The sequence below is a fragment of the Brevundimonas sp. BH3 genome, from assembly GCF_045345115.1.
Taxonomy (GTDB): Bacteria; Pseudomonadota; Alphaproteobacteria; order Caulobacterales; family Caulobacteraceae; genus Brevundimonas.
This window is the reverse complement of record NZ_CP150796.1, coordinates 218,383-244,595: the sequence shown is the minus strand read 5'-3', so window position 1 is coordinate 244,595 and position 26,213 is coordinate 218,383. Positions and strand designations below refer to the sequence as shown.

Annotated in this window: 25 protein-coding genes; 12 read left to right on the top strand and 13 right to left on the bottom strand. The window is 53.6% G+C overall.

All coding sequences use genetic code 11. The features are described from left to right. The first annotated feature begins 166 nt into the window (after positions 1-166). A complete protein-coding gene (locus WEU32_RS01125) occupies positions 167-922 on the top strand; it encodes a methyltransferase domain-containing protein (protein ID WP_406852580.1) in 756 nt (251 codons plus the stop codon). 15 nt (positions 923-937) lie between these two features. On the opposite strand, the gene WEU32_RS01120 is transcribed toward WEU32_RS01125, so the two are convergent. Further along, a complete protein-coding gene (locus tag WEU32_RS01120) occupies positions 938-4,549 on the bottom strand; it encodes an HAD family hydrolase (protein WP_406852579.1) in 3,612 nt (1,203 codons plus the stop codon). A gap of 170 nt (positions 4,550-4,719) precedes the next feature. Here WEU32_RS01120 and WEU32_RS01115 point away from each other — a divergent pair, with 170 nt between their 5' ends. Continuing rightward, positions 4,720-4,977 (top strand): restriction endonuclease, encoded by a 258-nt coding sequence (locus tag WEU32_RS01115; RefSeq protein WP_406852578.1) that lies wholly within the window; start codon positions 4,720-4,722, stop codon positions 4,975-4,977. Between the two features lie 196 nt (positions 4,978-5,173). Here WEU32_RS01115 and WEU32_RS01110 read toward each other — a convergent pair whose 3' ends face one another. Further along, positions 5,174-5,431 (bottom strand): helix-turn-helix domain-containing protein, encoded by a 258-nt coding sequence (locus WEU32_RS01110; RefSeq protein WP_406852577.1) that lies wholly within the window; start codon positions 5,429-5,431, stop codon positions 5,174-5,176. Between the two features lie 178 nt (positions 5,432-5,609). On the opposite strand from WEU32_RS01110, the gene WEU32_RS01105 reads away from it, so the two are divergent. From WEU32_RS01105 to WEU32_RS01080, 6 genes are all read left to right on the top strand, one after another. Then, complete coding sequence (locus WEU32_RS01105; protein ID WP_406852576.1) at positions 5,610-5,957, top strand: hypothetical protein; 348 nt, start codon at positions 5,610-5,612, stop codon at positions 5,955-5,957. Next, entirely contained in the window at positions 5,954-6,391 is a 438-nt protein-coding gene (locus WEU32_RS01100; RefSeq protein WP_406852575.1) for a hypothetical protein, read from the top strand. The genes WEU32_RS01105 and WEU32_RS01100 overlap by 4 nt, the downstream gene beginning before the upstream one ends. A gap of 163 nt (positions 6,392-6,554) precedes the next feature. Beyond that, positions 6,555-6,926, top strand: coding sequence for a hypothetical protein (locus WEU32_RS01095; RefSeq protein WP_406852574.1), 372 nt, complete (start codon positions 6,555-6,557; stop codon positions 6,924-6,926). 740 nt (positions 6,927-7,666) lie between these two features. After that, complete coding sequence (locus WEU32_RS01090) at positions 7,667-8,023, top strand: hypothetical protein (RefSeq protein ID WP_406852573.1); 357 nt, start codon at positions 7,667-7,669, stop codon at positions 8,021-8,023. Positions 8,024-8,025: 2 nt separating this feature from the next. Then, positions 8,026-9,258 carry a hypothetical protein gene (locus WEU32_RS01085; RefSeq protein WP_406852572.1) on the top strand — a complete coding sequence of 411 codons (1,233 nt, stop codon included), beginning with the start codon at positions 8,026-8,028 and terminating at the stop codon, positions 9,256-9,258. Between the two features lie 273 nt (positions 9,259-9,531). Beyond that, positions 9,532-10,683: a tyrosine-type recombinase/integrase gene (locus WEU32_RS01080; protein ID WP_406852571.1), complete on the top strand. Its 1,152-nt coding sequence runs from the start codon at positions 9,532-9,534 to the stop codon at positions 10,681-10,683. Between the two features lie 115 nt (positions 10,684-10,798). Here the strand turns inward: WEU32_RS01080 and WEU32_RS01075 are convergent, their stop codons facing one another. Next, on the bottom strand, positions 10,799-11,125 hold the full coding sequence (locus WEU32_RS01075; RefSeq protein ID WP_406852570.1) for a hypothetical protein: 327 nt from the start codon (positions 11,123-11,125) through the stop codon (positions 10,799-10,801). A gap of 784 nt (positions 11,126-11,909) precedes the next feature. On the opposite strand from WEU32_RS01075, the gene WEU32_RS01070 reads away from it, so the two are divergent. Next, positions 11,910-12,569, top strand: coding sequence for a hypothetical protein (locus WEU32_RS01070; protein WP_406852569.1), 660 nt, complete (start codon positions 11,910-11,912; stop codon positions 12,567-12,569). A 417-nt stretch (positions 12,570-12,986) separates the two neighbouring features. Here WEU32_RS01070 and uraH read toward each other — a convergent pair whose 3' ends face one another. The 8 genes from uraH to WEU32_RS01030 all read right to left on the bottom strand — a co-directional run bounded on the left by uraH (position 12,987) and on the right by WEU32_RS01030 (position 22,120). After that, on the bottom strand, positions 12,987-13,388 hold the full coding sequence (gene uraH / locus WEU32_RS01065; RefSeq protein WP_406852568.1) for a hydroxyisourate hydrolase: 402 nt from the start codon (positions 13,386-13,388) through the stop codon (positions 12,987-12,989). 256 nt (positions 13,389-13,644) lie between these two features. After that, the gene (locus tag WEU32_RS01060) at positions 13,645-15,744 is read right to left on the bottom strand and encodes a TonB-dependent receptor (RefSeq protein WP_406852567.1); all 2,100 of its coding nucleotides are present in this window, start codon (positions 15,742-15,744) and stop codon (positions 13,645-13,647) included. A 115-nt stretch (positions 15,745-15,859) separates the two neighbouring features. Further along, positions 15,860-16,162, bottom strand: coding sequence for a hypothetical protein (locus WEU32_RS01055; RefSeq protein ID WP_406853470.1), 303 nt, complete (start codon positions 16,160-16,162; stop codon positions 15,860-15,862). Positions 16,163-16,391: 229 nt separating this feature from the next. Further along, entirely contained in the window at positions 16,392-17,183 is a 792-nt protein-coding gene (locus WEU32_RS01050; RefSeq protein ID WP_406852566.1) for a DUF3313 family protein, read from the bottom strand. Between the two features lie 96 nt (positions 17,184-17,279). Beyond that, a complete protein-coding gene (locus tag WEU32_RS01045) occupies positions 17,280-18,500 on the bottom strand; it encodes a class I SAM-dependent methyltransferase (protein ID WP_406852565.1) in 1,221 nt (406 codons plus the stop codon). Then, complete coding sequence (locus WEU32_RS01040; protein WP_406852564.1) at positions 18,497-19,993, bottom strand: cryptochrome/photolyase family protein; 1,497 nt, start codon at positions 19,991-19,993, stop codon at positions 18,497-18,499. The genes WEU32_RS01045 and WEU32_RS01040 overlap by 4 nt, the downstream gene beginning before the upstream one ends. Continuing rightward, a complete protein-coding gene (locus WEU32_RS01035) occupies positions 19,983-20,786 on the bottom strand; it encodes a DUF1365 domain-containing protein (protein WP_406852563.1) in 804 nt (267 codons plus the stop codon). Before WEU32_RS01035 ends, WEU32_RS01040 begins: the two co-directional genes overlap by 11 nt. After that, the gene (locus tag WEU32_RS01030; RefSeq protein WP_406852562.1) at positions 20,783-22,120 is read right to left on the bottom strand and encodes an NAD(P)/FAD-dependent oxidoreductase; all 1,338 of its coding nucleotides are present in this window, start codon (positions 22,118-22,120) and stop codon (positions 20,783-20,785) included. The genes WEU32_RS01035 and WEU32_RS01030 overlap by 4 nt, the downstream gene beginning before the upstream one ends. A 253-nt stretch (positions 22,121-22,373) precedes the next feature. Between WEU32_RS01030 and WEU32_RS01025 the strand changes: the two genes are divergently transcribed. The 3 genes from WEU32_RS01025 (at position 22,374) to WEU32_RS01015 (ending at position 24,294) form a co-directional block, all read left to right on the top strand. After that, a complete protein-coding gene (locus WEU32_RS01025; protein WP_406852561.1) occupies positions 22,374-22,856 on the top strand; it encodes a sigma-70 family RNA polymerase sigma factor in 483 nt (160 codons plus the stop codon). After that, positions 22,856-23,494 carry a ChrR family anti-sigma-E factor gene (locus tag WEU32_RS01020; RefSeq protein ID WP_406852560.1) on the top strand — a complete coding sequence of 213 codons (639 nt, stop codon included), beginning with the start codon at positions 22,856-22,858 and terminating at the stop codon, positions 23,492-23,494. Before WEU32_RS01025 ends, WEU32_RS01020 begins: the two co-directional genes overlap by 1 nt. A gap of 74 nt (positions 23,495-23,568) precedes the next feature. Next, a complete protein-coding gene (locus WEU32_RS01015) occupies positions 23,569-24,294 on the top strand; it encodes a DUF1295 domain-containing protein (RefSeq protein WP_406852559.1) in 726 nt (241 codons plus the stop codon). Between the two features lie 3 nt (positions 24,295-24,297). On the opposite strand, the gene WEU32_RS01010 is transcribed toward WEU32_RS01015, so the two are convergent. Next, on the bottom strand, positions 24,298-24,699 hold the full coding sequence (locus tag WEU32_RS01010) for a DUF2177 family protein (RefSeq protein ID WP_312814854.1): 402 nt from the start codon (positions 24,697-24,699) through the stop codon (positions 24,298-24,300). A 260-nt stretch (positions 24,700-24,959) separates the two neighbouring features. Then, on the bottom strand, positions 24,960-26,132 hold the full coding sequence (locus WEU32_RS01005; RefSeq protein ID WP_406852558.1) for an alkaline phosphatase: 1,173 nt from the start codon (positions 26,130-26,132) through the stop codon (positions 24,960-24,962). Between the last annotated feature and the right edge of the window lie 81 nt (positions 26,133-26,213).

Here is a 26,213-nt window from a genome sequence, read left to right as displayed (position 1 = left end):
TAATGCTCGGGAAGCGACTTCAGGAATATCATGTTTCAGGATGCGCTCAACGGTAGGCTGACACTGTTTCCTTTATTCCTTTCTTCGCTGAGGGATCGCATAGACAACTGCACATAACCACGGTATATTAGTATAGAATTTGGATTTGAGGGCCGAGAATTATAGCATGATATACAATATTAATCTAAGAAACGGGCTCGAAGCTGCGTGCCGCATTGCCTGCGATGGTAAAAATCATAGATCCATAATCGATGTCGGCTCAGGCGGTGAACATCACAAGAACTTTTTTAGGTTATTTTTCGATGAAGTCTATACGAACGATTTTGATGATCGATTGACCGGGCAAAACTATCCGGGAGACTTTATGAAAGTGGATTTCGACAGAAAGTTTCAGTACGTATATTGTTCTAATGTACTCGAACACATTAGAAATCAAGGTAAATTTATAGAGAAACTTTTTTCTATATGCGAAGACGACGGATACGTCTGCATAATAGTCCCACGAGCCCATTTGAATAAGTTATTATCTGGACATATATCTACTTGGTCACTAGCAACTCTCGTTTACTCTATAGTTGTATCGGGATTTGACTGCTCAGACGCGATAATATGTAACGGAAAATTTGAGAAATCTATAATAGTTCCGAATAAGAAGATTCCGTCGAATGAATTTACTGTAGAGAGTGGAGTCGTTGGAGATGTCGGAAATCTCAACAAATACTTTCCTTTTGAGGCTATCCATAAAGGGAGCGCGCTTGTCGATAGCGTTGGGTGGCCGGAAATATACAACTTCCCATTATCCAATAAATACAAAGAGATAACTGGAAAATATCTGTCGTCTGAAACCTACAGAATACTTCCCGGGACCCAATTTGTTTGGAAACAGGAAGACATAAAAAATACAAATATTGGAACAATATAGTTTAACAGCAGGGCATTAAGCCCTGCCGACTTTTGTTCCCATAAGGCTAAACTTCTTACGCGGAACTTTCTGCACCACTTCAAACGACGGATAAGCACTTACAGACAATACCTTAAGGCCTGCAACCGAAGCCGCATCCTTCACCCACACACGGAATTCAATATCTCTATCAGTGCTCGGAACATCAAAATCTACACTGAATGAGTGCACCCCTTCGATTGTCCTCGACGTCAATTTCTGTCTGCTAAGAATGTCCGACTGCCCCATCACAACCTCGATGTTCAAGGACACGTCAGCAGATCGATCGGTGTGAATGACATAAACTGCAGTCCATTTGCCCCTTTCAAACCTACGATAAGGCCCGAAGCACAACATGCCATCAGATGCCCCCTCGGGAACGCGATATGAAGTACGTTCGCGAAGCCCAATGTTTGTCTGGAGGTGGTTAGCATTGAACATCACGCCTCCAGAGATAGGCTCTGCTGCATTGACTACAGCCGAATGCCTACCTCCGCGACGATCATCTTCGCCGGTTAGCGCGGCACGGCCGGCACGCCATACCTCACCGGGAACCCTATCCTGGGCCAGTATAACGGTACCTCGACCACCGCCATACGCGTCTTCGAAAGCCACCCCCTGCAGAATCTTGGCATCCTCTTTAGACGGACCGGCGAAATAGGAGGCGAGCGTTTTAAGTGCTTTCTCTGGGCCTATATTAATGGTCGATGCTTCGTCCCCGAAAGCCGCTGTCATGCTACGAATGAATCGCAGGGCACCCCGTCGGATATTTTTCACAACATCCACACGAAGGGCGTCACCACGCCCAGCGTTCATGTATACTGGAACCCGCCGCCCTTCCATGACCATGAAGCGCATAAACGACGTCTCTTCCGTTGAGAACATCGTTTCGTAGAGCGGGACATGCCTTGCCCACAACTGTGTTGTGTCGTGTCGGTCCACAAAGTTACCTAGATACCCATAAAACGACAGCGGAGCACGCCGCATCCGATCAAGCGCCGGTCGGAACGTCACAACATAGTAGCCAGCCAGATGCTCAAGACCCGCTAGGTCAAGTAACGACTCCTGCATCGTTCCGGCGTAACCAATGTCGACGACGGAGATGTCGGCCCCGCTAAACCCCACGTCTCGAAGATATTCAAGGTACAACGCTCGCTCTTCAGAGGCATTCTGAAGGATCATCGGCGAAATATCCCGAACCAACGGCTTTGCATCGATGCCAGACGAAGTACCAACGACCGTGTTTAACTCTAGCCCGTGTTTTTCTAGTATATCTTTTGGAATTCGATGGGCCGGAATACCAAATCGTCCCTCAATATAAGCCGCTAGAGTTCCTGTCGTGTATTCAAGCTCGAGTAGACGTTCAAGCGCCTTCCCATCTGTCAAATTAGCTACGTTAACAGCTCTTCTCGAGCATAAGAGATATTCTGATTTTGGTGCATTTGGCACGTTCATGGCAAGGAGGTCATATGCCTCTTTCATGATCTTTCCATCACGGGCCAAGAAGAACAGCTTCTTCGTTCCGTTCTTAACGGACATCTGAATTAGCCAGTTCGTATAATCAAATAATAGAGGACCCAGACCAAAGTATCCGAGCTTACTAGCATCACCATCGAACCACGATGTCGGCACGTGAGCATCAGCGTACTCGTCCTTCGCCATCACAGCTAAGACGCGGCGAAGATCAAGCTCATGACGGACGGAGGTCGAACTCCACACATTCTCGTACAGGGCGGATTTCTCAAACGTGTCCCAAGGCCGCATTACATGTATAGTATTGATACCTTGAGCCGCGGCCATCTTGATATCGCCATGCTCATTGTCACCAACGTGGAGGACACGGTCAGCCGCAATCTGCAAGTCCGAAAGCACATATTCAAAGAGCTTGCCGCTATGCTTCTTCAGGCCAATGTCGCACGATAGGTACAGCTTCTCGTACCCCTCAATACCATTCTGCTCCAACGCAGCGCGCAGCACCTCAGAAGGCAAGTACATGTCAGAGACAAGCACGATGCGCTTACCTTGCGTCTTCAGTTTGTCGAACGCTGCACATACAGGCTCTCGACGCGTCAGACATTGAAGCTCAACCTCAATCTCGTACTGCGCAACCGCGTCGAGGTCATGCGGGTTCACGCCAATGATGCGAGCAAGTTCATCATAAATCTGTTGAAGATGAATCTCACCGCGTCCGGCACTCACTGCCTGCTGGAATGCTCGTCGCTCGGCATCACGTCGATAAGTAGTGAAAAGCTGTGCGGTTAGACCCAAGCTATCAGCATATCGAGCACCGACAACTTCGAACACGTCCACTGGCTTAGCATAGGTTCTGACGAGCAGAGTGTCGAAAATATCGAACGATACAACCGAACAGCCCCGTGCGGCGTCAACTATAGCCTTGGTATAGCTTGCTCGCTGAGTATCAGGTTGCGAGGCTAGCGCGGCTTCAAAGTCCAGATGTTCAAAACAGGTATTGATGTTGCTATCGACAGTCGCATCCAAGCCCAATGCACGCGTAGGGTTAGCGAGGATATCGGAGACCGATATCTGGCTCGCGTTCACAAAAGACAGAATCTCGGCGTCTCGATCGATAGCTTGGTGCAACCGAACCTGGTCAACAAATTTATTGAACGTGTCCGCAGTCGCAAATTCGGAAACGTGGGAGCGACCAAATGCCAGCACCGGTTTCTGCCACAGTGCGCCATGAGCGATGATAGATGATGACAACCCGACGATACCATCGACATGCGGCGCTAAATATTGGCTGCAGTAAGGCACGGCATCTGATTTCGTCAAATAAACGAAGTTCTTATAGGATTCTTTTAAGTATCGAATATGGCCATCATTGAGAACAGATCCCAATCCATTACGACCTTTATATTGGGTCGCAATAACAGCTATATCGGATGGAGTGTTCTCAAGAACATATACTAAGAAGTCGAATTGAGTGGAAAAATTATTCTCCAACGCATCAACCATAAAATAGCCATCGACCTGAAGTGGGACCAGGACGATGTGATCATAAGAGGAACGTATATTTCTTATGTCTTTTGAAAAGGGATTATAGTCGTCATAAAATTCGCCAACGCATTTTCTTAGATTTTCTACTTGAAATAATTCGCCGTTACAATATTCCGAAGGAATGGGCTCCAGAAGTTTATCAGTATATGTAACACTATCTCCAAATGGAGGACGGCTGAATACACCCGGCATTTGGTATTTTACCGCAGCACTAGGAAAAACTTTCTTTAAATATTCTGCAGGAGATTCCCAAATAATAACATGGTCTGGCTCATATCCTTCGGGCAAAGCGGTCTTTATGATCGCAGCTAGCTCAGGTTGTAATGGTTCTTTAAGGCGGCTTGCCGGAATTTGGCCAATATTAATGCAAGCGGCAGTATAACTGTGAGATGAAATCCCAATAGGTCCGGGAATTTCATGCCCGTCCTTTGCAGCCTGCAGAAGAAGATGCTCCGCTGCAAGCACATGAACATCATGTCCCTGCTCTACTAGAGCATGAGCCTGTAATTTGATTACATTACGAAGCGTCGGGTAACGAAAATATGGATCGTTCAGCTCGAGAGATGGCTCAAGAAAAAATAAAATTTTCATTTTCGATACACGCTATAGCGGACCTGTCATGCAAGATGACGGTAGCAGGAAAACGTAAGTTTTAGATATGCGAACCGCAAAGGCAACCTCTACGTTTTCAATATGCATATAACGTGGCTATATGTATTGTAGCTTGGTTCCGGCAAACTTGGACCGCCTCCCCCATATCTATGGCGCTCCTATGCCTAGCTAGTACCGCTAAAAACCACTCCGGCGATCGGCTTGGTCGCACCGACAAAGGGTTAATTATTACCACCGGTTCCTTCACCGCCGATGCTCGTCGTGAAGCCACACGCGATGGTGCGCCGGCGATCGATCTAGTCGACGGAGACGACCTCTGCGAATTGTTGAAGGATCGGGGGCTCGGCGTGACGGTTCGGATGGTCGAAGAAGTTACTATAAACGAAGCCGCGTTCTCCGATTTTTAGTTAAGGCCTAGCGCTCGCCCCCGCCTTTTTATGCTTTGAACTCCCCCGGCGAGCGGCTAGCTCGAACGCAGTGACGTGCCCACCCTACAACCGTGGCGTTGAAGCGATAGAACACGATAATATCGCGTAATGATCCATGACGGCAACTCGCGCAAGCCAAGCCATCTTATATGATGCACCGCAAATCTAAGCTCCTTTAGATTGATATATGCTTCGATAGCCGCTTCAGCACCTGCTCGAACAAGCCTTCGGGATCGGCTTTCATCGCCTTGGCGAGGGCCACAAACTCCAACACATCCACCCGGCGCTGACCGCGTTCGATAATGGAAATGTAGGTCTGATCTTTCCCTACCAGCTTGGCCAGTTCCGTCTGCGTCAAGCCTGAAGCCTTACGCGCTTCGGTGAGCACCTGAACGAGGTGCTTATGATCACCACCAAAGATCGTTTTGGACATCTGGGGACTGCCGAGTGTGAACCGGCCACCCAACTATATGGAAAAATCGTTTAGGCAGTTTTTCCCTATTTCATTATGGAATATCTCCATAATAACGATGCTCAGGACTTGGGGGAGGTCCAGCATCATTCCACTCAAAACATAGCCACGCCCCAAGGGCATAAACACAAGGAAAACTATGAATAACAACACCAAACGCATGGTGCTTGCCGCCATTGCAGCCTTCTACGTCGTGGTTGGTGGCCTATGGGCGTCCAACTTCATTCCGCTAAAGCAGTTCGATGCTCAGATGGCACGTAAAGAAAAGCTCATAGAAAAGATGGGTTTCTCAGCAGCCTATGACTCCGAGGAATACCAGAAAACAGAAGCCTACCTGCTCAACAACGTCCTGAGCTATGAGGGCAAAGTACTGAAGGCACGTCGCTTTGGCTCCATTATCCTGTGGGGCACCATCGCTCTAGCCGTTGGTGGCGGTGTCCTGTTCCTGACCCGTGGTCGCAAGGCAGCCCAAGCAGGTGCCCAATGAGAGCGCTTGTATCTGCCGCCCTCGTGGTTGGTGCCCTAGCACTTAGCGCTTGTGCCTCTGCTCCAGCACGTACACCCGGCACCTATGTCAGCCAAAGCGAGCCTGTCTATCTGATCACCGAAGCTCAAGCCGATCAGATCCTGGTGGACGCAATGAACGTAGAGTTCGGAACCGCGCCAATTGTGCGCGTTGAAGCCCCTAACAAAGGCTATCAGGCCACCATCAAGTTCCTGTTCGATAGCCATCAGATTGTTGCCACCATGGTGCCTTCAAGGGGCCGGGCTGGTGATGGGTCTGTGCAGAGTGGCTACTACTTCAACGTCAGCCACAGCGGGACTATGCCTCTATCGGGTATGTCTCGTTCAAAGCGTTTGAGGGAACGGCTTTCAGAGGCGGCGACGGCCATCACTCCGAGCGTTCCGTCAGCAAGCTAAACGGCTAAAGCCAGTCGAAGTGGACGCACCCCCTTTCCCCCTTTTGCGGCCAGAGTTGCGTGACCCCGCTTCAGCTTAGGTGCCAATCACTACACCAATCCCAACTGACCCCCGTGGCCACCCGCTGCGGGGGTTTTTCTATGCCCGCAAAGGAACTCCCACCATGATCACCCTCACCGACATCTTCGAGGTGTCAGCCGCTCTCGAGGACGGCAGCTTAGACGTCCACCTACGCGCCCTTCTCGGGTTTCGCGCTTGGCACATGGTTGTCGAGCATGAAGCTGAACTCGGCACAGACGCCCTTATCCATGTCATCCAGGCTGGCGATAAGGCCGACACCATCAACACCACCCTTGGCTTTGCCATCACAGGTGACGATGCAGAGCCGCCCTCCTTCGTGTCCATTGAAGATCACGGCGGTCAGTGGTTCGAACTAGCCTACGCTCGAGACGATGCTCCACACCAACGGATCTTCATTGAGGTCCATCCAGACACCGATCAAGACTTACTGACGATGTGTTTCGCCAACATGTGAGGCTCACCGACGCCCATCCAACCCCACGCCCTCACGGTTCGCCGTCGAGGGATTTTTTATGCCTGAAAGGTCACCAATGCCTTCTCCAACAATCCGCCTACCTCATGACGAGTAAGCTAATCACACTGGTTATCGTCTTGCTGTTGCTGGCACTGACCAAGAGCCTACTGATCATCTTGGCTCTAGGAGCCTTGGGGCTGTTGCTTGGATGTCTGGTGCTAAGACCAAGAGCCACGCTTACTGCCTTGGCCATGATACCCGTCATGAGCTTAGCGAGCGCCAGACCCGGCCTGTGCATCGTCATGATCGCAGCCATCATCATCGTGATGATCGTAGTCAGGCCGAAGCCTCAAACCCGTGAGGTCAAACGCCTGCTTATCAAAGACACATAAACAAGGAGCTACCGACGCGAACTTCTAGTGGCACGTAAACTCGGTGCCAAATCGAGACAAGATTTATGTGCCACTAGAAGGAAATAATTCTACACAAAGGAAATTATAAGATAGTTTCATCTGCCAAATAAAAAGAATGAAACTTAAAACGACGATTTAGCATCGTTTTTAGAAATAATCACCTTGACCTGTCCCAGATCAATCGGCTAACCAATCGATATCGGCCCACGGGCTGACTGTAAGGAATGTCGCTAGACATTCCCTCCCCGGCTTTTCGTCCGAAAGTCTTTACGTGGGAGCGCAAATGCGGAGGGCAAACCCATACACCCACCTTAAAAGGAGCTCGTCATGAGCGACCTAAAGCCGCCGCCTTCCTCAAGGCCAACTCAAACACCCGACGCAAAAGAGGCAAAAGGGGGAGCCACGCCCCCAGCTCCACCACTTCCGCCCCTTTTGTCGACACCGGTCCAGCCCGCCCCATCCGACAGGCCCATCATCCTGATGCCACCCGGCGAGGATCACGTCGCCATCGCAGAAGCAGAACGCATTCTAGCGGACATAGGGGAGTACTTTCACATGGGCGGGCAACTTGTCCGGCTGGCCCAAAAGGCTGGGGCAACGAAAATCGAGGTCCTCAACGAGCACACGCTGTACGTCATTTTGTCAGCCATGATCGATTGGCGCCAAGTCAGTGCATCCGTGTGATCATGGGCAAGATCAACGTACCCGCCCGCATCATCAAAAACCTACTCTACAATCAGGACAGGAAGCATCTACGCGAGCTCAAAGGCATAGCATCACATCCGAATTTTGATCACGACGAGAAGCTCATCGATCAGCCCGGATACAATCCAGACACCCAACTCTACGGGGCCTTTAATCCTTCAGACTTTAATCTGGGCGAGCCAACTCTAGAGGCGGCACAGCAGGCCATGGGTTTGATGGAGAGTTTGCTTTCAGACTATCCCTTTGAAACCGAAGCCGATCGATCCGCAGCATTGTCAGGCTTCCTTACCGCTGTAGTCCGACCATGCTTGGAGCAGGCACCGGCATACAACATCACCGCTTCTGTCTTTGGCAGTGGCAAGAGCCATCTCGCCAGTCAGATCAGTACGTTTGCATCACCGCATGATCCATATGTGGCGACGTATCCATACAAGTCAGAGGAAGCGAGCAAACTAGTTATAGCCGTCTGTCTCGAACAACCATCCGTGGTCCTATTCGATGACATGCAGCACGACTGGAAATCACACGGCCCCATAAACCGGCTGCTCACCAGCCCAACTGTTACAGAACGCATTTTAGGGAGTAATCGCACTGCAACTGCGCCGACAAGAATCCTAATCCTCGGCACAGGCAACAACATTGAACCCGAACGCGACATGAGGCGTCGTGTCGTCACTATACGCCTCTCGCCCAAAGAGCAGGCCGCTGCCTTACGCAACTTCGATTTTGATCCGCTGGAGCACTTGCAAAAGTTTCGAGAGGCATATGTGGGCTTCGCCCTCACAATCATTCGGGCCTATCTGACTGTTGGAAAACTCGATCAGACACCCGTACCGATTGGCTCATACAAGCAGTGGTCGAGGTTCTGCCGCGAACCGCTGATTTGGTTGGGGCTTCCAGACCCGGCCACAAGCCTGATCGATCAAGTAAGCCATGATGTGGACGCAGAAGCCCTCAAGGACCTTATTGATGAGCTTTGGAAGCGTTATGGCAAACGATCTGTAACTGTTCGGACCATCGTCAATGATGCCGAACTGGACGACGATCTGAAGTCCGCTCTGATGGCTCTGCCGATCATGGATGGACGCTATATCAACGCTAATAAGCTGGGTTGGTATTTGCGTAAAAACCGTGGCCGCATCGTGGAAGGGTTTTACATAGATACCGGCGACAGCACTGAACGTCGTTCATGGCGCGTGGTCCCGCCGGGCTGACGACGGGCTCAAAAAAAAGGGGGGAAAGGGGGACGCCTCTTTCACCCCTTTCGAACCCGGCCCTGAGCCGCCCAACCCGGCCCACGTCCCTGCCCCGCTGAGCGCTCAGTGAGGCACTGGATGGGGACACCATCGCCGCCCTCAAGCCCCCGCCCAGGCGGGCCACTCTGGGGCAACCGCAACCTTCAACACCCCACTGCTGGCCTCCCGCTGCGCCTCTCCGGCACCGCGCGATGGCGCACGTCTGAACCTCTCCCTCGAAAGGAAAACACTATGCCTAAAGCTACCCTGGACTATGCATTTGTAAGCCAAGCTCGATGCCTGCCTGGTCAAAACAAGACCGTCTACTATGACACCACGATCTCTGGGTTCACGCTAGAATGCCGCGCATCAGGTGGGCGTACCTATTACTTGCGCTACCGCGATCCTTCCGATCGACTGAAGCAGATCAAGATTGGCGGCTTCAATGACGTCACCATCGCCCAAGCCCGTAAGAAAGCCCAACAGCTACGGGCAGAAGTCGTCATGGGCGGCGATCCTCTAGCCACTAAGAAGGAGGTGAAAGCCATCCCTCTGTGTGGTGTCTTGCTGGATATGTATCTGGAGGACTCCAAGGCCCGCCTGAAGTCCCATGACACCAATGAGATGTACGTTCGGATCCATATCCGACCCAAGTGGGGCAAGGTTCCGGTTAACGAGATCGAGACCCGCGCTGTCGCCGCTTGGCTTCAGGAACTGGGCAAGACCCTTGCACCGGCCACCGTTGAGAAAATCCGCGTCATCATGGGGCGGGCCTATCAGCTCGGTCAGAACTGGGGTGTACCGGGCACTGATCGCAACCCGACACGTGGCATTGCTCGTAAGCCTCTGAACAATGCCCGCGATCGCTTCCTGACTGCCGATGAGGCCGAACGGTTACGGGAAGCCTGCATCGTCTCCAACAACCCGCAACTTCAGCACATCGTTGGACTGCTCCTCCTGACAGGTGCCCGCAAGCGCGAGCTCCTGGACGCCAAGTGGGAGAATATCGATCTGGCGCGTCGATCGTGGTTCATCCCGACGACCAAGACTGGCAAGCCTCGCCACGTGCCTCTATCGCAAGCGGCCATCGACATCATCGAAAGCCTGCCTCGCTTCAAGGACTGCCCGTGGTTGGTGCCGAACCCTGACACGCTTAAACCCTTCGTCTCGATCAAGAACGCTTGGGCCTATGCCATCAAGACGGCCAACCTTCCGGGCCTTCGCATCCATGACCTTCGCCACTCAGCGGCGTCCTTCATGGTCAACAGTGGGGTCGATCTGTTCGCGGTCGGCAAGGTGCTGGGACACGCCAGCTATCAGTCCACCCAGCGCTACAGCCACCTCGCCAATGACACGCTTCTGAAGGCTGTCGAGGCCGGTGCGGCGAAGCACAAGGCTTGGTGATCACCTCTGCCCTCTGGGTTGGCTTCGGCTGGTTCGGAGGGCAGGGCCAAGTGCATTTAAGGATGCAAACTCACATCACTAGCAATCGTAACCGGTCACAGCAGCAGGACCGTCCCTAGCCTCGCGAGACTGACTTCTTCATCATCACCCACCGATAGAGATGGTATGCAAAGAAAACAGCAATTAGGATTTTTGCCCAATTAGCGAACAAATCCAACACACTGTCTCCGTAGAAAAACCACTCGTCGCCTAAAACGGTCTGTATCTGACGCATTTCAAAGAAGTTTTTCCATTGGAAAGGGATAAATAGGCGTTGCACTACCCCTCCCGTGTAAACCCATAGAAAACCTACAAAATACAAAGCCGTAAACGCCAACAGCAGGCGCTTGAGTTGAATTGGTGTATTTTCAAGCAGATCATTCCAGACACGCTTTATATTCATACCCACCCCCATCAAAAATCTATGACTTCAACATCAGTTAGGAGCTATTAAAAACTGACTAAAAATATCTCTGTGATACCGGGCATAAGGCTGTCGAGGCATATAAGGTGAAGCACAAGGTTTGGTGATCACCTCCACCCTCCGGGCTGGTTGCGGCTGGCTCAGTTCAAGGCGCATATAATCAAGCGCCACAACCCCGAGCTTGATGCTCACGCCAAGGCATCGCGCATCCGAGCCAAAGCCAATGCGCCGATTAAGGCGCTATGTCCGCAAGGGATGCGTCCAGTAATGACGCACATTGGCGCTATATAGCCTACCTCAACGTTGGGGCGCTGGTGTTCGCCACCAAGTCTTCACTGGGCCATACATCCCCTCAATCATTCGCCGTGTTTGGAAAGGATCGTTGGCCGGCACGGTAACCACTATGGGTGAGCCACCCGCTGCAGGCGTAATCTTGGCTTCATAGGTTTGTTGAGACATCGCGATACCTTATGTAAATGCACGTAACAGCATTATATTAGATAGCTTTGCAATAAAATTAAGGATGGCTCTTTTGTCAGATTCAGACCACCAGGTCCCCGCTCTCTTTGCCACCATCCATCACAGGTCTGATGCCCGACCAGATGGGTACACAGCAGAACAAATATCTTTGTTAAACGTGTTGGCCAATCAGCATATTCCCGATTTGTACGAGACACTTCTCGCCGAACATGAAGCTCGCTTCCCCCCTATTTGAAGCAAATAATATAGATAATCCAAAACCAACAGAGCGAAATAATAGGTTATGCAGACAGATATTCTAGATTTTGCAACAGACGATAGTTTTCGCCTGAAAAATTGGCAAAAACACTTAACGGATGAGCGTCACAATTCCCCTTACCCTCATGCAAACGAGTACGTGGAATTAGATGGTCAACGGTTTACACGCGCTATGGTGTTCGCGCATTTCCAAGAAAATGATGCTAAAGGAGTCATTTCAACTATTAAGTGGGGATATCCTAAGGGAAGCCTGACCATGGGAAAATGGCAAGCTTTCTCAGATGCATTTCGTACTAAAAATATTGTCGAAGCTTTAAATATACTACGCAAAAATCCTAGATCAGCACCTGAGACGGTAAGATTGCTTAATGGTTGCGTAAAAGGGATCGGAACCGCAACAACAACAAAAATTGCTTATTTTGCAGGTTTGTCATCTACCGAAGGAAGATGTTTAATATACGACTCAATGGTGCGTCGAACAATTGCAAGAGGTGCCGGAGATGAATTTTCCGATCTTTCCATTATATTGAACAAGTCGCTTCGAGATCTTAGTCCGCAACAACAAGAACATACATATGGGATATATCTAAAAGCTATCCACGTGGCTTCTCGAAATCGTGGCGTTTCTCCCGAAACTATCGAACTCGAGATGTTCAAAAAAGGCCGCGAACTACCGCCTCGCTAGAAAAATAGAGCGACAGCCTATTGCCTCTATCGTGCGGGTATAGCGCGGGTCGAAATTTGGGCCGCTTCCTAGCTAACGATCGTAACTTAGGAAGCGCCTAAATTACCCCTATAGGCCAGTGTGGGTCGTCGATGGGTAGGGTCAAAAACCTCGCCCCAAACACTCATCAATGCATTGTAATATATAGATTTTATGTGCCGCTTCCCCATATTTCGTAATGCGGGGGTCACGTGTTCGAGTCACGTAAGCGGCACCACTACTTTCAGGCAGTAAATGACTTTGTTTAAAGCTGTTGTGTGCCTTGGAAGCTTGTATCTCGTACTGAGCACTAAAAATGCTCATGACTTGGCAAGCGACGAAGGGTGCATTCGCTGAAAATAGGTTTAAACGAACGCTCTTTACGTCTGTAACGACGTGTCAGTTACCGCGATATGTACTGTATCCATAGGGGCTGACTACAACAGGCACGTGGTGATGGGCCATAGGGTCAGTCACTCGAAATACAACGTCGATTTCAGGAAAGAAGGGCTCGTTGCCCGCAGCTGGATACTGCGACATGTCAAAGGTCAGTTTATAAACAGCGGCTTGGGCATGAACATCGTCACCAAAAGAGCGCACACGGCCATTTTCATCCGTTTTGGCCTGCGCCAGCTGTTTCCACGAACCATCTGCCTGTTTGATCTCTAGCGTAACGGGAATGTCTTTTCCGCCCACGCCGCGCGCCAAATCTAGAACATGGGTGGAGATGCCCTCTGCCAAAGCGCTCGTTGCAAACAAAGACAGGGCCGCTGAAATCGCAAAAACGGAAGAAAGGCGCATCTGAATCTCCCTGAGCCATACGGCGATACCAAAGCCAAAAACACAGCTTTGTTCATACGATCCGGCATCAAGAACAGATCATTTGCTCGATAGCTCTTTCAAAAATTTTGTTTTTCAAAGCCAGAACCGCTTCTTCTATGCCCTGAGCCGAAGGCCGTAAGCCTGTCCAAGCGAGTGGAAAATGTGTGCCGACTGCCTGCTCTCTGCGTCGCATGTGGCGAGTTTAGAGAGCAGGCATTTTTATCGAATTTGCGGCCTATATTGAGGGATGGAAACGCACAGTTATGTAGGCACCACGGCCTGCTCCAGGCAGTTTCTCCCCTAAAGCTACATCCGGCTGGACCGTCCGGTTACGGCCAGACAGGTGGTCGCGGTACGCCTTGTCGAATATGTTCTCGACCCCGGCCTCCAGCCTTACGCCCGGACGAAGCTGCCAATCTCCGGACAGGTTGAATAGGGCATAGCCTGCGGAAGATTGCTCACCGTTGACGTGTGAAACCCTGTCCTGACTTGCGACGGCGACGACCTCCCCACCCACAGACCATGCCCGCTCTTGCCAAGTGGCCTTCAGACGCACATTGGGCGGGGCCATGCGATAGAGATTGTCATCGCGATCGCGTCGTTTGCCCCGAACATAGGCTGCAACGCCATCAAGGCGCAAACGCTGGGTAAGGGCCGCGCCAAAGTCGAGATCGACCCCCCAAAGCTCCGCATCCACATTGGCGAATCGTAATGGCGTCGTATCATCACTCATAGCCGATACGCGCTCGACGGGGGTGTCGATCACGCCGGGGGTGTCATCATATGGCACGCCCTGAATATAGCCGTCGATCCGGCGATAATAGATCGTCGGCCGCGCATAGGCTCGCGAACTCGACCAGTCCAGACCCCCTTCGATAATCCATGCGGTTTCGGGTTTCAGCTTCAGATCACCAACATAGTTGTTGCCGTCCGCCAGCCCTCCACTGGCTTCCGTGGGCATCCATGCAAAACGCTCTACCGCATTCGGAACGCGCGTCTTTCGGGCCAAGGTCAATCGTGGCGTGAAATTCCCCATATCCAGCCAAAAGCGCGAAACAACATCTACGGTTTGCCCGCTCCACTGTCTCTGTTCCGCATTGAAAAGGCTGGCCAATCCACGAGGTCCGACGGGTACGGCATCGCCCGGCAAGACCACCCCCGCAGATATCTCATGATGATCCAATCGAAGGCCCATTTCCGACTGGATACGACTTAAGGCACCACGCCATTCGACATGGCCTCCATAACGGGACATGTCCACATCAGGTAGAGAGGCAAAGAAGAAACCAGCCACGTCGGGATTGGTAATCAGGACGTTTTTGTCGGCCTGCTCGAAATCAAAACCCGCCGCGATATATTGTTCGCTGCGGCCTCGTACGACGCGTAGATCTGCGGTTCGCGTTTTCGCAGATGCTAAAGACAGCCGCTTCATGGATGTCATTGTCGGGCCTTGCCGCAGCCCGTAATTGTTCATGCCATGATCAATATCATTGAAGCCCAATGTGGCCTCTAGGCGATACAAGCCCTGCTCGGGACTTTGGTAGGTCAACTTGCCGAAATCAGCGTCGAACCAGACGATATCCATAGCAAACGGCAGATTGCCGCTAGGTCCCGTTTCCTGCCGACGCAGATCAAGACCTAATTCGCCCAGTCGTCCCTTGAGGCCTCCCGACAGGCCATAAAGCGTTCTGTCATAGCGCGTGCCTTTAAGCTTGCCGCCGGCAAGGCGGGTGTCGCCGCCTTCTTCTCGAGAGGCCAACAGGTTTATTCGAGAGTACTGGTTCGATAGGCCTACGACCCCGCCCATGCCGTAACTGTCGTCCACCGCACGATAGCTCAGCCCCAGGTCGTAATAGGGCTGCAGCACCTCCCCCTGGGCAAAATCGGCCTGTTTAAGGCGCGCATTGACACCGCCCGCCAAGCCCGGACCATTTCTGACCGGACTGACACCACGATCCACACCAAGGCTGTTGATCAGCAGCATGGGCGCATAGTGCAGCGGAGGGTCCATAGAGTTCGGCCCGCCCGTGTGGAAGCGTTGACCATTGATCCGCACCAGCACCCGGTCTCCATAAAGGCCACGGTACTGAACCTGTCCCGACAAGCCGCCATTATTGACCAAGGCTCCCCCCGGGATGCGTGCGACCAGCCCCGCAGCATCGGGCATCGAAGCGATAGTGCCTGTAGGGACCACTGTGTGGGTTTCAGTCGTGCGCGACCCTGTCACCACGATCTCGTCTACCCACGAAACGTCCTGCGCAGTCGGCGCAACCATGTCCCCGGCACCAAGGATGCCGAGTTCCATCAGGGCCAAAGCCCCCAATCCTATTGTCATTGTACAATCGCAAATGCCCCTCCCGCTCGCGAGAGAGTTGTTCCAACCTGACCGGCCCATTGCCGGTCGCCAAAAGCATTCCGGGACAGCCACAAGGGTCTGTCCCTGAGAATTTTCAGGCTAGAACGGGAGGAGCTCTTGCAGGCGGAGGAACGCTCTGAGCACTTGTGTACTGGGGCGCGGGCCTCTCTGGATCATCGCCAGCAACATCATGGGCGGGACGCAGAAGCTTGACGGGGAATAATGGCGACGCGAGGGGACTATCGTCCAGAGAACGCCCCATAAGGCATGGGCCATCGCCGGACGCCGCATCATGTTCATCAATCGGCTGACCATCTGCGCCGATTATAAGTGTACGGACAGGGCCCTGACTGTCACAGATGACAACCTTGAACCCATCCTGATCGATATCAGCCATATAGCCGAGCGGGATGGTCGACCAGAAGGTAACAGCGAACAGCAGTGCAAACAGCACAGCTACAAAGCTTCGCGTGTTACGGTACCGTTTCATCGACCGCCGTCATCCTGCATTCCGACACGGCGAGCAAGCCGACAAATGCCGAACCGGACAAAATGGCCTAGCTGTTACCGGCGTGCAGTGGGTACCCTGACATCAGGGTTCATCGACATACAATAAATTCAATAGATTACATTTCAGGATCACGATCAGGTCTGCCTCCGCTCAATTCTGGCTGATAGAGACCTGTAGCTATTCCTGTAATAAAGCCTTCCGGTCGTATACGCGGGCCAAAACGTTTGCAGGGGTCGTTCGAAGCACTTTCACGGCCGTCACGATCTTCGGAAGAGAAAGCTTCCGCAACCATATCCCCCAAGGGTTCTGCAAGCTGGTGGGCGTCACCGATCCTTGACAGTGAGGGCTTGTCCGTCCCGACCACCATAGCATCACGACGCCAAACTATGGCCGCAGCCTGTGCACCGTCTGGCATTAACAATTCTGCTTCGGCTCCAAGACCACCGAGACCTATTGGTGTCCTGACTTTGATCGGACCGGGGATAAAGAAGTTTGCCGTTGCCGCGACAACAGACCCTGCCTGATCCGTGGATTGCATGCGGGTCACGCCTATCCGAACAAGGGCAGAATGATCATCACGCTGCTCAGCAATTTCAAAGCGCTCGCTCAATTCGTAACAGAGCTGACGGTCCACTTCTGAGAGAACCATACGACGCTCTTCTTCTGAGAGCGTATGGTCAACCTCACCAAATATCTCTGCGGGAGCCACCCAGACCCGCACGATAGAAGCAACCAACGCCTCGTCCCGCCGCTGTAGAACAGAGGCTCTCACTACGTCGGTGCGTTCTTCCAGTCCCTCATAGCTCGAGAGGAAACCAGAGCCGGGTTTGACGTCTGCAGTCGCGCAAGCTGCCAGCGTAGCCACACACCCCAGCGCCGCTACAAGTTTGATGGTCTTGCAAATCATCCCGTCTCTCCCGCTTTGCATAATTTACGCAGGCAGCGGGAAAATGGATCATCGTAAGCCTCGAAAGCGCCCGACTATTCTTTAGGAGAAGGCTGGCTATCTGGCACTTAATCCGATCTGGATGACGTCTGTTCGGGCGGCCCGAAAACCTGCCTCGCAATAGGCGAGATAAAACAACCACAAGCGCCTGAAACGTTGATCGAATTTCGGGTTGCTGGCTTCGATCATGCGCCATGAGCTTTCAAAGCGCTTGCTCCACTCTGAAAGCGTGTCGGCATAATCACGTCCAAAACGCAGGACCTCGTCCCGATGAAACCCTGACTGTTGAATAACCCTCTCCAAGACATGCTCGGAGGGTAAGGTGCCGCCAGGGAAAACATATTTCTGGATAAAATCTGTACGTGCCTGATAGTCTTTGAACAGATCGTCTTGAATGGTGATGATCTGCAATCCGGCACGTCCCTCGGGCTTTAGAACCTGATGTATTTTCTGGAAATAGACCGGCCAGTACTCCCGCCCCACCGCCTCGAACATCTCGATAGAGGCCACGCGATCAAAGCGCCCATCGACATCGCGATAGTCGATCAACTGAATGTCGGCACGCTCTGATAATCCGGCTTCAAAAATACGGCGGCGCGCAAAATCATACTGCTCTTGCGAGATGGTGATGCCTGTAACCTTTGCGCCCACTTCGCGTGCGGCATATTCAGCAAAACCTCCCCAACCGCAGCCGATTTCCAGCACTGTCTGACCGGCATTCAGATCCATCACCCGAGCCAGAGAAGCGTATTTTTCTTTCTGTGCGTCCTGAAGCGACAGCCCCTCGCGGCTATAGCGGGCCGATGAATAGGTCATCGAGCTATCCAGCCAGGCGCTGTAGAATTCATTGCCCAGATCATAATGGGCATGGATGTTGCGACGCGATCCACTGCGGCTATTGCGATTGAAACGGTGGCCCAGCCAGTTGAAGGCCTTCATCAAGACATTGCCGTCGAAAAGGCGCCGGATGTGGTCATAATTATTGACCAAAGTCTCCAGCAAAACCGGCAGGTTAGGGCTGTCCCACTCCCCTTCCATGTAACCCTCTGCAAAGCCGATATCCCCGCTTTTGAGCACGCGACGGGCAAAACGTGCGTCGCGAATGCGCAGGACAGCCGCATGGCCCTCTACACGACCCTCTAGCTGGTGGACCGTACCATCAGGCAGGCAAATGGTGAGGTGGCCCCACGTCCAGTTCGAGGACAACAGGCGCAACAACAGATTGAGAACGGGCGAAGAAGCTCCCCGCTTTTGTTCATCGTAGTAGGTCGTGGTCATGGCCTCACAATCCCCTCGCGCATAAACACATCATTCTGCTCTCCATCCCTTGAACGCGAAGAGACGACTTTCAGTGCCTCTAATGCTCTTGCGCGTGCTTGGCTGTGATCGACGATCGGTCGCGGATAAGTATATCCCAGTTTTACGCCGTTCTCTGAAAGAACGGTGCCGGGAGCCGTCCAGGGCGCATGCAGCCAACGATCCGGCAGGGTTCTTAATTCCGGAATCCAGCGCCGGACATAATCTCCGGCGGGATCGAATTTTTCTCCCTGTGTGACAGGGTTGAAGATACGGAAATAGGGTGCCGCGTCGGCACCAGACCCTGCGACCCACTGCCAGTTCTGGACATTGCTGGCCAAGTCCGCATCCACCAGCGTGTCCCAGAACCAGGCCTCGCCCTCGCGCCAGTCAATCAACAGATGCTTGACCAGAAAAGAGGCAACCACCATCCGCACACGGTTGTGCATCCAACCGGTTGCCCACAACTCCCGCATCCCCGCATCGACGAGAGGATAGCCGGTCATCCCGCTTTTCCACGCCATCAGCCCGTCGGGATCATGTCGCCAAGGCATGGCGTCGAACTCGGGCCGGAAGGCCCGCTCGGACATAAAGGGAAACTGGTGAAGCAGGTGAGCCGAGAACTCGCGCCAAACAATCTCGGCAATGAACTTGTCGGCCTGTGCGGGGGCGGCATGCCCTTGAGACGCAGAGGCGCGAACGGCCCGCACAAGGCTGCGCGGACTGATCTCGCCAAAATGCAGGTGCGGCGACAGGCGCGAAGTGCTGCGACGGCCAGGAATGTCACGCCCAACAGCGTAATCCCCCAGCGCATTTTTTAGAAATACGGACAAAACTGCCGTGGCTCCTGCCTCTCCCGGCGTCCAGTCAAAGCCTTGGGACCAATCGGGTGACGAGGGATGCAGCGCCCATGCGTCGATGTCGTCGGTGTCTGGCTCCGCCGGTACAATCAACATCTCGGGGGCAGGCGTCGCAGAGCGCTCCGCCAAGTCCTGAAGCAGCGCCTTCATGAAAGGGGTGAAAACCCGATACGGCTTTCCTGCGCCGCTTAGAACTGTGCCCGGTTTGGCCAGCAGACTTGCATTAAACCCATGACATTCGACGCCAACAGCTTTCAAAGTATGGGCAATGTCTGCGTCGCGGGCGAAGGCTTCCGGTTCGAACCGGCGGTTCATAAAGACATGAGCACTTCGCGTCTGCTCGATTAAGCGCAGAAGTTCAGCTTCACTGTTTCCGCGTCTCAGTATGAGCCGGCCTCCGCGTTGGCGGAGGTCTGCGTCAAGCGCACGCAAGGACTTGTCCAGCCACCACAGCGAAGCGGCACCATGCGGGCGTCCGTCGCCATGATCGTCCAGCACATAGACCGGCAACACCGGCCTTCCTGTCGCCACGGCCGCTGTTAGGGCCGGATTTTCTGCAAGTCTGAGATCGCGGCGGAACCAGACAATAACGGGACGCACGGGATCACCGACCAAGACGGCTCTCCCGTGGTTGGGTTTGAAGGGTGACCTGCTCAGCCGCCGGCAAGGGCTGACAGGTCAGCGGTACCCGCTTGAGCCAAAGCTTCAGAGCCTCCCAGTGAATGGCCATGACGACCTTCATCGTCATCAGCGGAAAACCGGCTATTGCACGCAGAAGAGAACTGTCTGTGAGAGGACGTTTATGAGCTGTAATGGCGGCATGGATCAGCTTTCCCTGGACATCATGACCATCGATCATGACGTCGAGAATGTCCGACGGCACATGACCTCGGAATTTGTAGTCCATCTCCATGTCCATGAAAGGTGAGACATAGAGCGCCTTGGCTGCGGACTGAACAAACCGCCGTTGCTCACTGTCTGCTTGGCTCACCGGAATGACGTAACTATGCCGGATCTTGAAGGTACTGGTGACCTCATAGACCAGCGCCAAAAGTCGCCCATCTGTATGGTGGCAATAATAGATACTGATCGGATTGAAGACATATCCCAATAGACGCGGCATGGTCAGCAACCGAACCGCGCCCTGCCCCAGATCGATGCCTGCACGTTCCAGATAATGCGTGATCTGTTGGCGCAGGGGCGTATCCGATCCATCGCCATGATCGCGCGGATGAAACGAGACAAGGTTAAACCTGCCAACCGAGAAAAATCTCAAGTGCTTGGCCAGCCGGTCCACCTCTTCCAGATCAAGAAAAAGCCAGAACACCCGATAGGACAGATAATGTGCCTTGGGACGGAAACGCCTGTGTATCACCTTGCCGAAATAGAGTGCCGAAGCGGTGCTCACACTGTCTGCTCCAGGGCTTGATCCTTCGGCGAGGAAACGTGGATACGGCCACTTTCGTTCTCTACAGACCATGGACGGAGCACGCCGCCCAACTGCTCGGCGACCGCCAGACCGGACTGTAGTCCATCCTCGTGAAAGCCTGCACCAAAGTGGGCCCCACAAAACCAAACCCCGCCCTGTCCCTGAAGGCTCCAGAGCTTTTTCTGGGCTGCAATAGCGGCAGCATCAAAGATCGGATGCTCATAGATTTCGCTGTAAAGCAGCGTCCCCGGTCTGGGCGCATGTGCAGGGTTGAGGGTTACAAACACATCCTGACCCTGCAGGCCCTGCAATTTGTTCATCCAGTAGGAGACACACAGCCCGCCTTGGGTGCCAATATAGTTCCAACTGGCCCACGCCTTACGGCGACGCGGCATCAGGTTCGTATCGGTATGAAGAACCGTCAGATTATGGCTGTATTTGAAGGCTCCCAACAGCTGACGCTCGGCCGTAGATGGCGCCTCCAGCATTTGAAGGGCCTGATTGGCATGGGTGCCTATGACCACATGGTCATAGGTTTCGACCCCGCCTTCACTGTCGTGAACCTCCACGCCAGTGTCGGTGCGCGTGACACGGCTGACGCCACGGTTGAGCAGAATACGCGATACACTACGCGCAAGTCGTTCCACATAGACGCGGCTGCCCCCCTCAACCGTTCTCCACATAGGCCGGTCAGACAGTTTCAAAAGCCCGTGGTTGATACAGAAACGGATGAAGGCTTCCGCCGGATAATCCATCAGGGTTTCGGTCGGAGACGACCAGATCGCTGCCGCCATGGGCAAAAGATGATCGTCGCGAAAGCTCGCACTATAATCTTCTCTCAGCAGATACTCGCCAAGGGAAATGTCGGTCCCCACCAAGGCCCCAAGGTCGCTCGGGGCCTTGCGATAGAAACGAACAATCTCGAGCAACATCGACCAAAATTTCGGCTGCAAGATATTGCGTTTCTGAGCGAAAAGGCCCGGTGCCGCATATTCGAAACGCCCGCCGTCACGCGACACGGCAAAGGACATATCCGTCTCGCAGCTGGGAACATCCAGATGATCGAACAGGGCGATCAGATTGGGATAGGTCGCATCGTTATAGCAGATAAAGCCGGTATCGACCGCAACCTTGCCCGTCGCCAATGATGCCGTGATCGTGTTGGAGTGTCCGCCTAGTCGATCGGCCTTTTCATAAAGGGTCACCGAATGGCGCTGCGACAACAGCCAGGCCGCCGAAAGGGCTGAAATACCCGAGCCCACAACAGCAATATTCAACATCTTGTCGGATTGACGATTGGACAAAGGCGGCATGACAACTCCAGAGCACCGCCGTCACAGGCAGTTCGTTTTTGTCATACGCGTCAGCCCTCCTGGTGGATGCGAAGTGATCCAAACATTTTAAGTGTGCGTATCAGGGTCTATGCATACAGATGTCGCGCAAATCCCTGTTTCTGCAAAGGCTACTCGCTGTATGTCCGCAGACGACCCGCTCTGTGACACGCCCCGTCACGAACAGCTTATTGTAGCGGTCGCCCTGCACAGGGATCGCGAGGCCTTCGCACGTTTGTTTGACCACTTCGCTCCGCGGCTGAAAGCCTGGCTGATGCGATCCGGTGCCAGTGAAATTGATGCCGAAGATTTCGCTCAGGAGACAATGATGACCGTCTGGCGCAAGGCAGACCTGTTTGATCCGCTCAAGGCCAAGGCTGCCACGTGGATTTTCACGATTGCGCGCAACAAGCGTCTGGACAAGTTCCGTCGGGACTCTCGCCCCCTGCCCGTTCCGGAAATCACTTTCGATATGGAAGAGGTGCCGCGTCCGGATGATCTGCTGGCCAGTTCACAAGATGCACACAGGGTTCGTATGGCGCTGGACAAACTGAATCCCCATCAGGTCGAACTGTTGCAAATGGCCTTTTTCTTTGGCCGCCCACATTCAGAAATCGCAAGCCAGCTCGACCTGCCCCTCGGAACAGTAAAATCCAGAATACGCAATGCCATGGCCAAACTTCGACAGATGCTTGAACCAGAGAGGGACGTTTTATAATGGCCCCGACCCGTATGATTTCCGAAGAATTACTGACTTCCTATGCCAACGGCACAATCAGCGCACCGGAAGCCCTTGTTGTCTCTACGCATCTAGCGCTGCGCCCGGCCCATGACGTTTGGGTACGCCAATTACAGGCCATCGGCGGCGAACTACTGGACACTGCCGCGCCTGCGGCGATGTCGGATCAGGCCCTGACGCGCACCTTGTCCATGTTGGATGCCTGCGCCAGCGAGGTCGAACAGCAACCTCCACTCAACGAGATGAGCGAGCTACCCGAACCTTTACGCCGTTACGCTCTGGGTCCATGGCGCTGGGTCGGCCCCGGTATCCGCGTGCGTGACGTCCATGCCCCGCGTGATGGCGATACGCGTGTCATTCTTCTCAAAATCAACCCTGGCTGCGAGACGCCCAAACACACTCACGGGGGGGTGGAGCTGACCTGCGTCCTTTCTGGGGCCTATGCGACCGAGACAGAGCGTTTCGATGTCGGCGATCTAGAAGAAGCCGACGGCGACGTCCTGCACCAGCCACGTGTGATCTCCGACGAACCTTGCCTGTGTGTTGTCGCCCTAGACGGTCAGATCAAAATCGACGGCTGGGTCGGGCGGCTGATCCAGCCCTTTGTGCGCCTGTGATAAGCCTTATTGTCATCTGGGGCGGTGCTGTTGTCTTTCTCGCTTTGGTGATGGGCACGGCCTGGATCGTCCAGATGCGCACAGGCCAAGGCGGCTGGGCCGATGTGTTCTGGTCCTATGGACTGGGTGTAGCCGGTGTCGGCATCAGTCTTTTTCCTGTCGGGCCTGACGGCTGGTCTGCACGACAGCTGGTTGTCGCTCTTTTGATCGGCATATGGGGCATCCGTCTGGGCACCCATATCGCCAGACGCGCGGCTGGTGAGCAGGAAGATGCCCGCTATGCCCGATTGCGCGACGAATGGGGAAATGCGTACCGCGCCAAGATGTTCGGCTTTATGATGCTCCAGGCTGGTGCTGCCAGTATTCTGGCACTCGCAGTCCTGTTGGCAGCCCACAATCCGTCCTCAGGACTCGGCCTGCTGGACTATCTGGCTATTGCTATTTTCCTCGTCGCGTTTGCGGGGGAGACCATAGCAGACCAGCAACTGAAGGCTTTCAAAGCTGCAACGACAAAGCGTCACCAGATTTGCGATGTTGGTCTATGGGGTTGGTCGCGCCATCCAAACTATTTCTTCGAATGGCTGACCTGGTGCGCCTGGCCACTATTTGCCATTAATCTATCGGGACACTGGCCGTGGGGATGGCTGGCCTTCATTGCACCACTTTACATGTACTGGATCTTGAACCACGTCTCGGGCGTGCCGCTGGTCGAAGCCCATATGCAGCGCACGCGGCCGGAAGCCTTTGCGAACTATGCTCGCCGCACCAGCCGCTTCTTTCTGCGCCCCCCGGCCCGCTGAGTATTACTTCAGAAGTTTCAGCGCCATCAGACAAGCCAGCGACGACGATGCGGCACTGACGACAACGCCCCATGCAATATCGATCACGACCAGCTTGGTGCTCCAGCTTTTCAGCGTCGCCAAATTGGTCAGATCATAGGTTGCATAGGCAAACAATCCGAACAAAGCCCCCCAGACCAAGGCCTTCTTCCAGTCACCTGCATTCAGGCCGGGCATGACAGCAAACACAGTCAATGCCGCTGCATACATGCAGTAGAAAACGACCGCCGGTACCAGACGGAAATTATCCGCAAGCATCGAACCAATAAGCGGGCGGTAAATACGGTCCGCCATGGTGCCCAGCCATACCGTATCAATGATGGCAAAGACCACAAGCGTCAGAACATATGTGATGGCGACATTCATAGAGCTCTCCTTATGCCTGTAGAATACGCACAAGGAGACCATGCAGATGTATCAGGGCCAGCACAAACTGGGGGTTTATGCGAAGGATCGATCGCACTTCCGGTTTGATGCGCCATAAGCCGATATGGCCTTAAGCCGTGAGGTCGGGCTGGGCGGTTTGGCAAGGCTGCATCAAGCAGCCCCGCCTATCAAACACCGGAAAGAAACCCGCCCCCCTCGAGCGCGCTACAAACTGCGCCCCAGGGGCATAGAATGAACAGTTACTGGCTCGCTTCCCAACCCCAAGAATTCATAATCACGTTAAAGAGGTGGGTGTTGGGGAAATAGCCCCGCACCTGTTCTGCACCACGACCGATAGCCAGTGTCGGGACCTCTTCTGCCGTGTGGGTCCGGTTCACCAGAACATTCTCAAGGCGTACCAAGTCAGCGTCCGAACCCGAGGCTTTCCACGCATCATAACCTTCCATCAGATCTTGGCCGCGCTTGCCGCCATCAACCTGAACACCGAACGAGTGGTCAGAGGTGAAGATAAGAAGGGTTTCATCAAGATTCACACGCCCTGCAATCTCGGCCATGAGGCGGTCGAAATCGACGATATTCTGAAGACCTTTGCGCACGTCGTCCGTGTGGGCATCCCACTCAACGACCAGCAGATAGCCCTGCTCGGACGGTTCCAGCAGATCAAGCGCACGCAAGGTGGCAGCGCGAACATCAATGCGGTCTGCGACGACAATAGGACGGGTATTATTAGCCGCCGCGTCTTCCAGCGACGTATAGACCGGACGGTTGTGGGCGCTGGCCAAAGCGTCAAAACTGGTGCCTGCTTGGGTCAAAAGACCGCCAATGCGCTGGCGCCCCGCCCCCAGCAATACGTCCACGCCATCGCCATATCGCGGGGTGAACGCCTGCATGAAGATTTCGCCCTGTTTGCCACGATCATTGGAATGGGCATAGTTCGCAGCGGGCGTGGCATCCGCAATAGATTGCGACGAGACTACCCCCGTCAACAGGCCGCGTTCTTCAGCATATTCCAGCAGAGTCTTGGTCGGCGTGCCGTCGCGCTGGCCACGGATCACGTCCGGTCCTTGGCTGATGACACCATTGCGCGTCTTAACGCCCGTGACGATCGAAGACATGCCATTGGCAGAATCCGATACGAAATTATCGACTGGCGAAGTCTCGCTAAGACCCAGATGCGGCCAGCTCTGGATGTTTAGCTTCATCGGCTCATTATAAGCCATCAGGCTCGCCGCATTCAGCGCGGCTACACCGCTCGCATCTGCAAGAAACAATATCACGTTCTTGGTGCGTGGAGCGTGATTTTCTGTCACTACCGCAGCCGGAATATTCTGCGCCATAGCCACCATGGGGCTAATCAGCATAGCGGCAGAAACAGCGACCGAAGCCATCAAAATCTTAGCCGTCTTTTTCATCGTCTCGTCTTTCGAAAAGGCGCTGGCCCCTCTCGAGGTCCAGCCCTGAAGTTGCGAGGAAAGGGATGCTGGCCGCCGGTC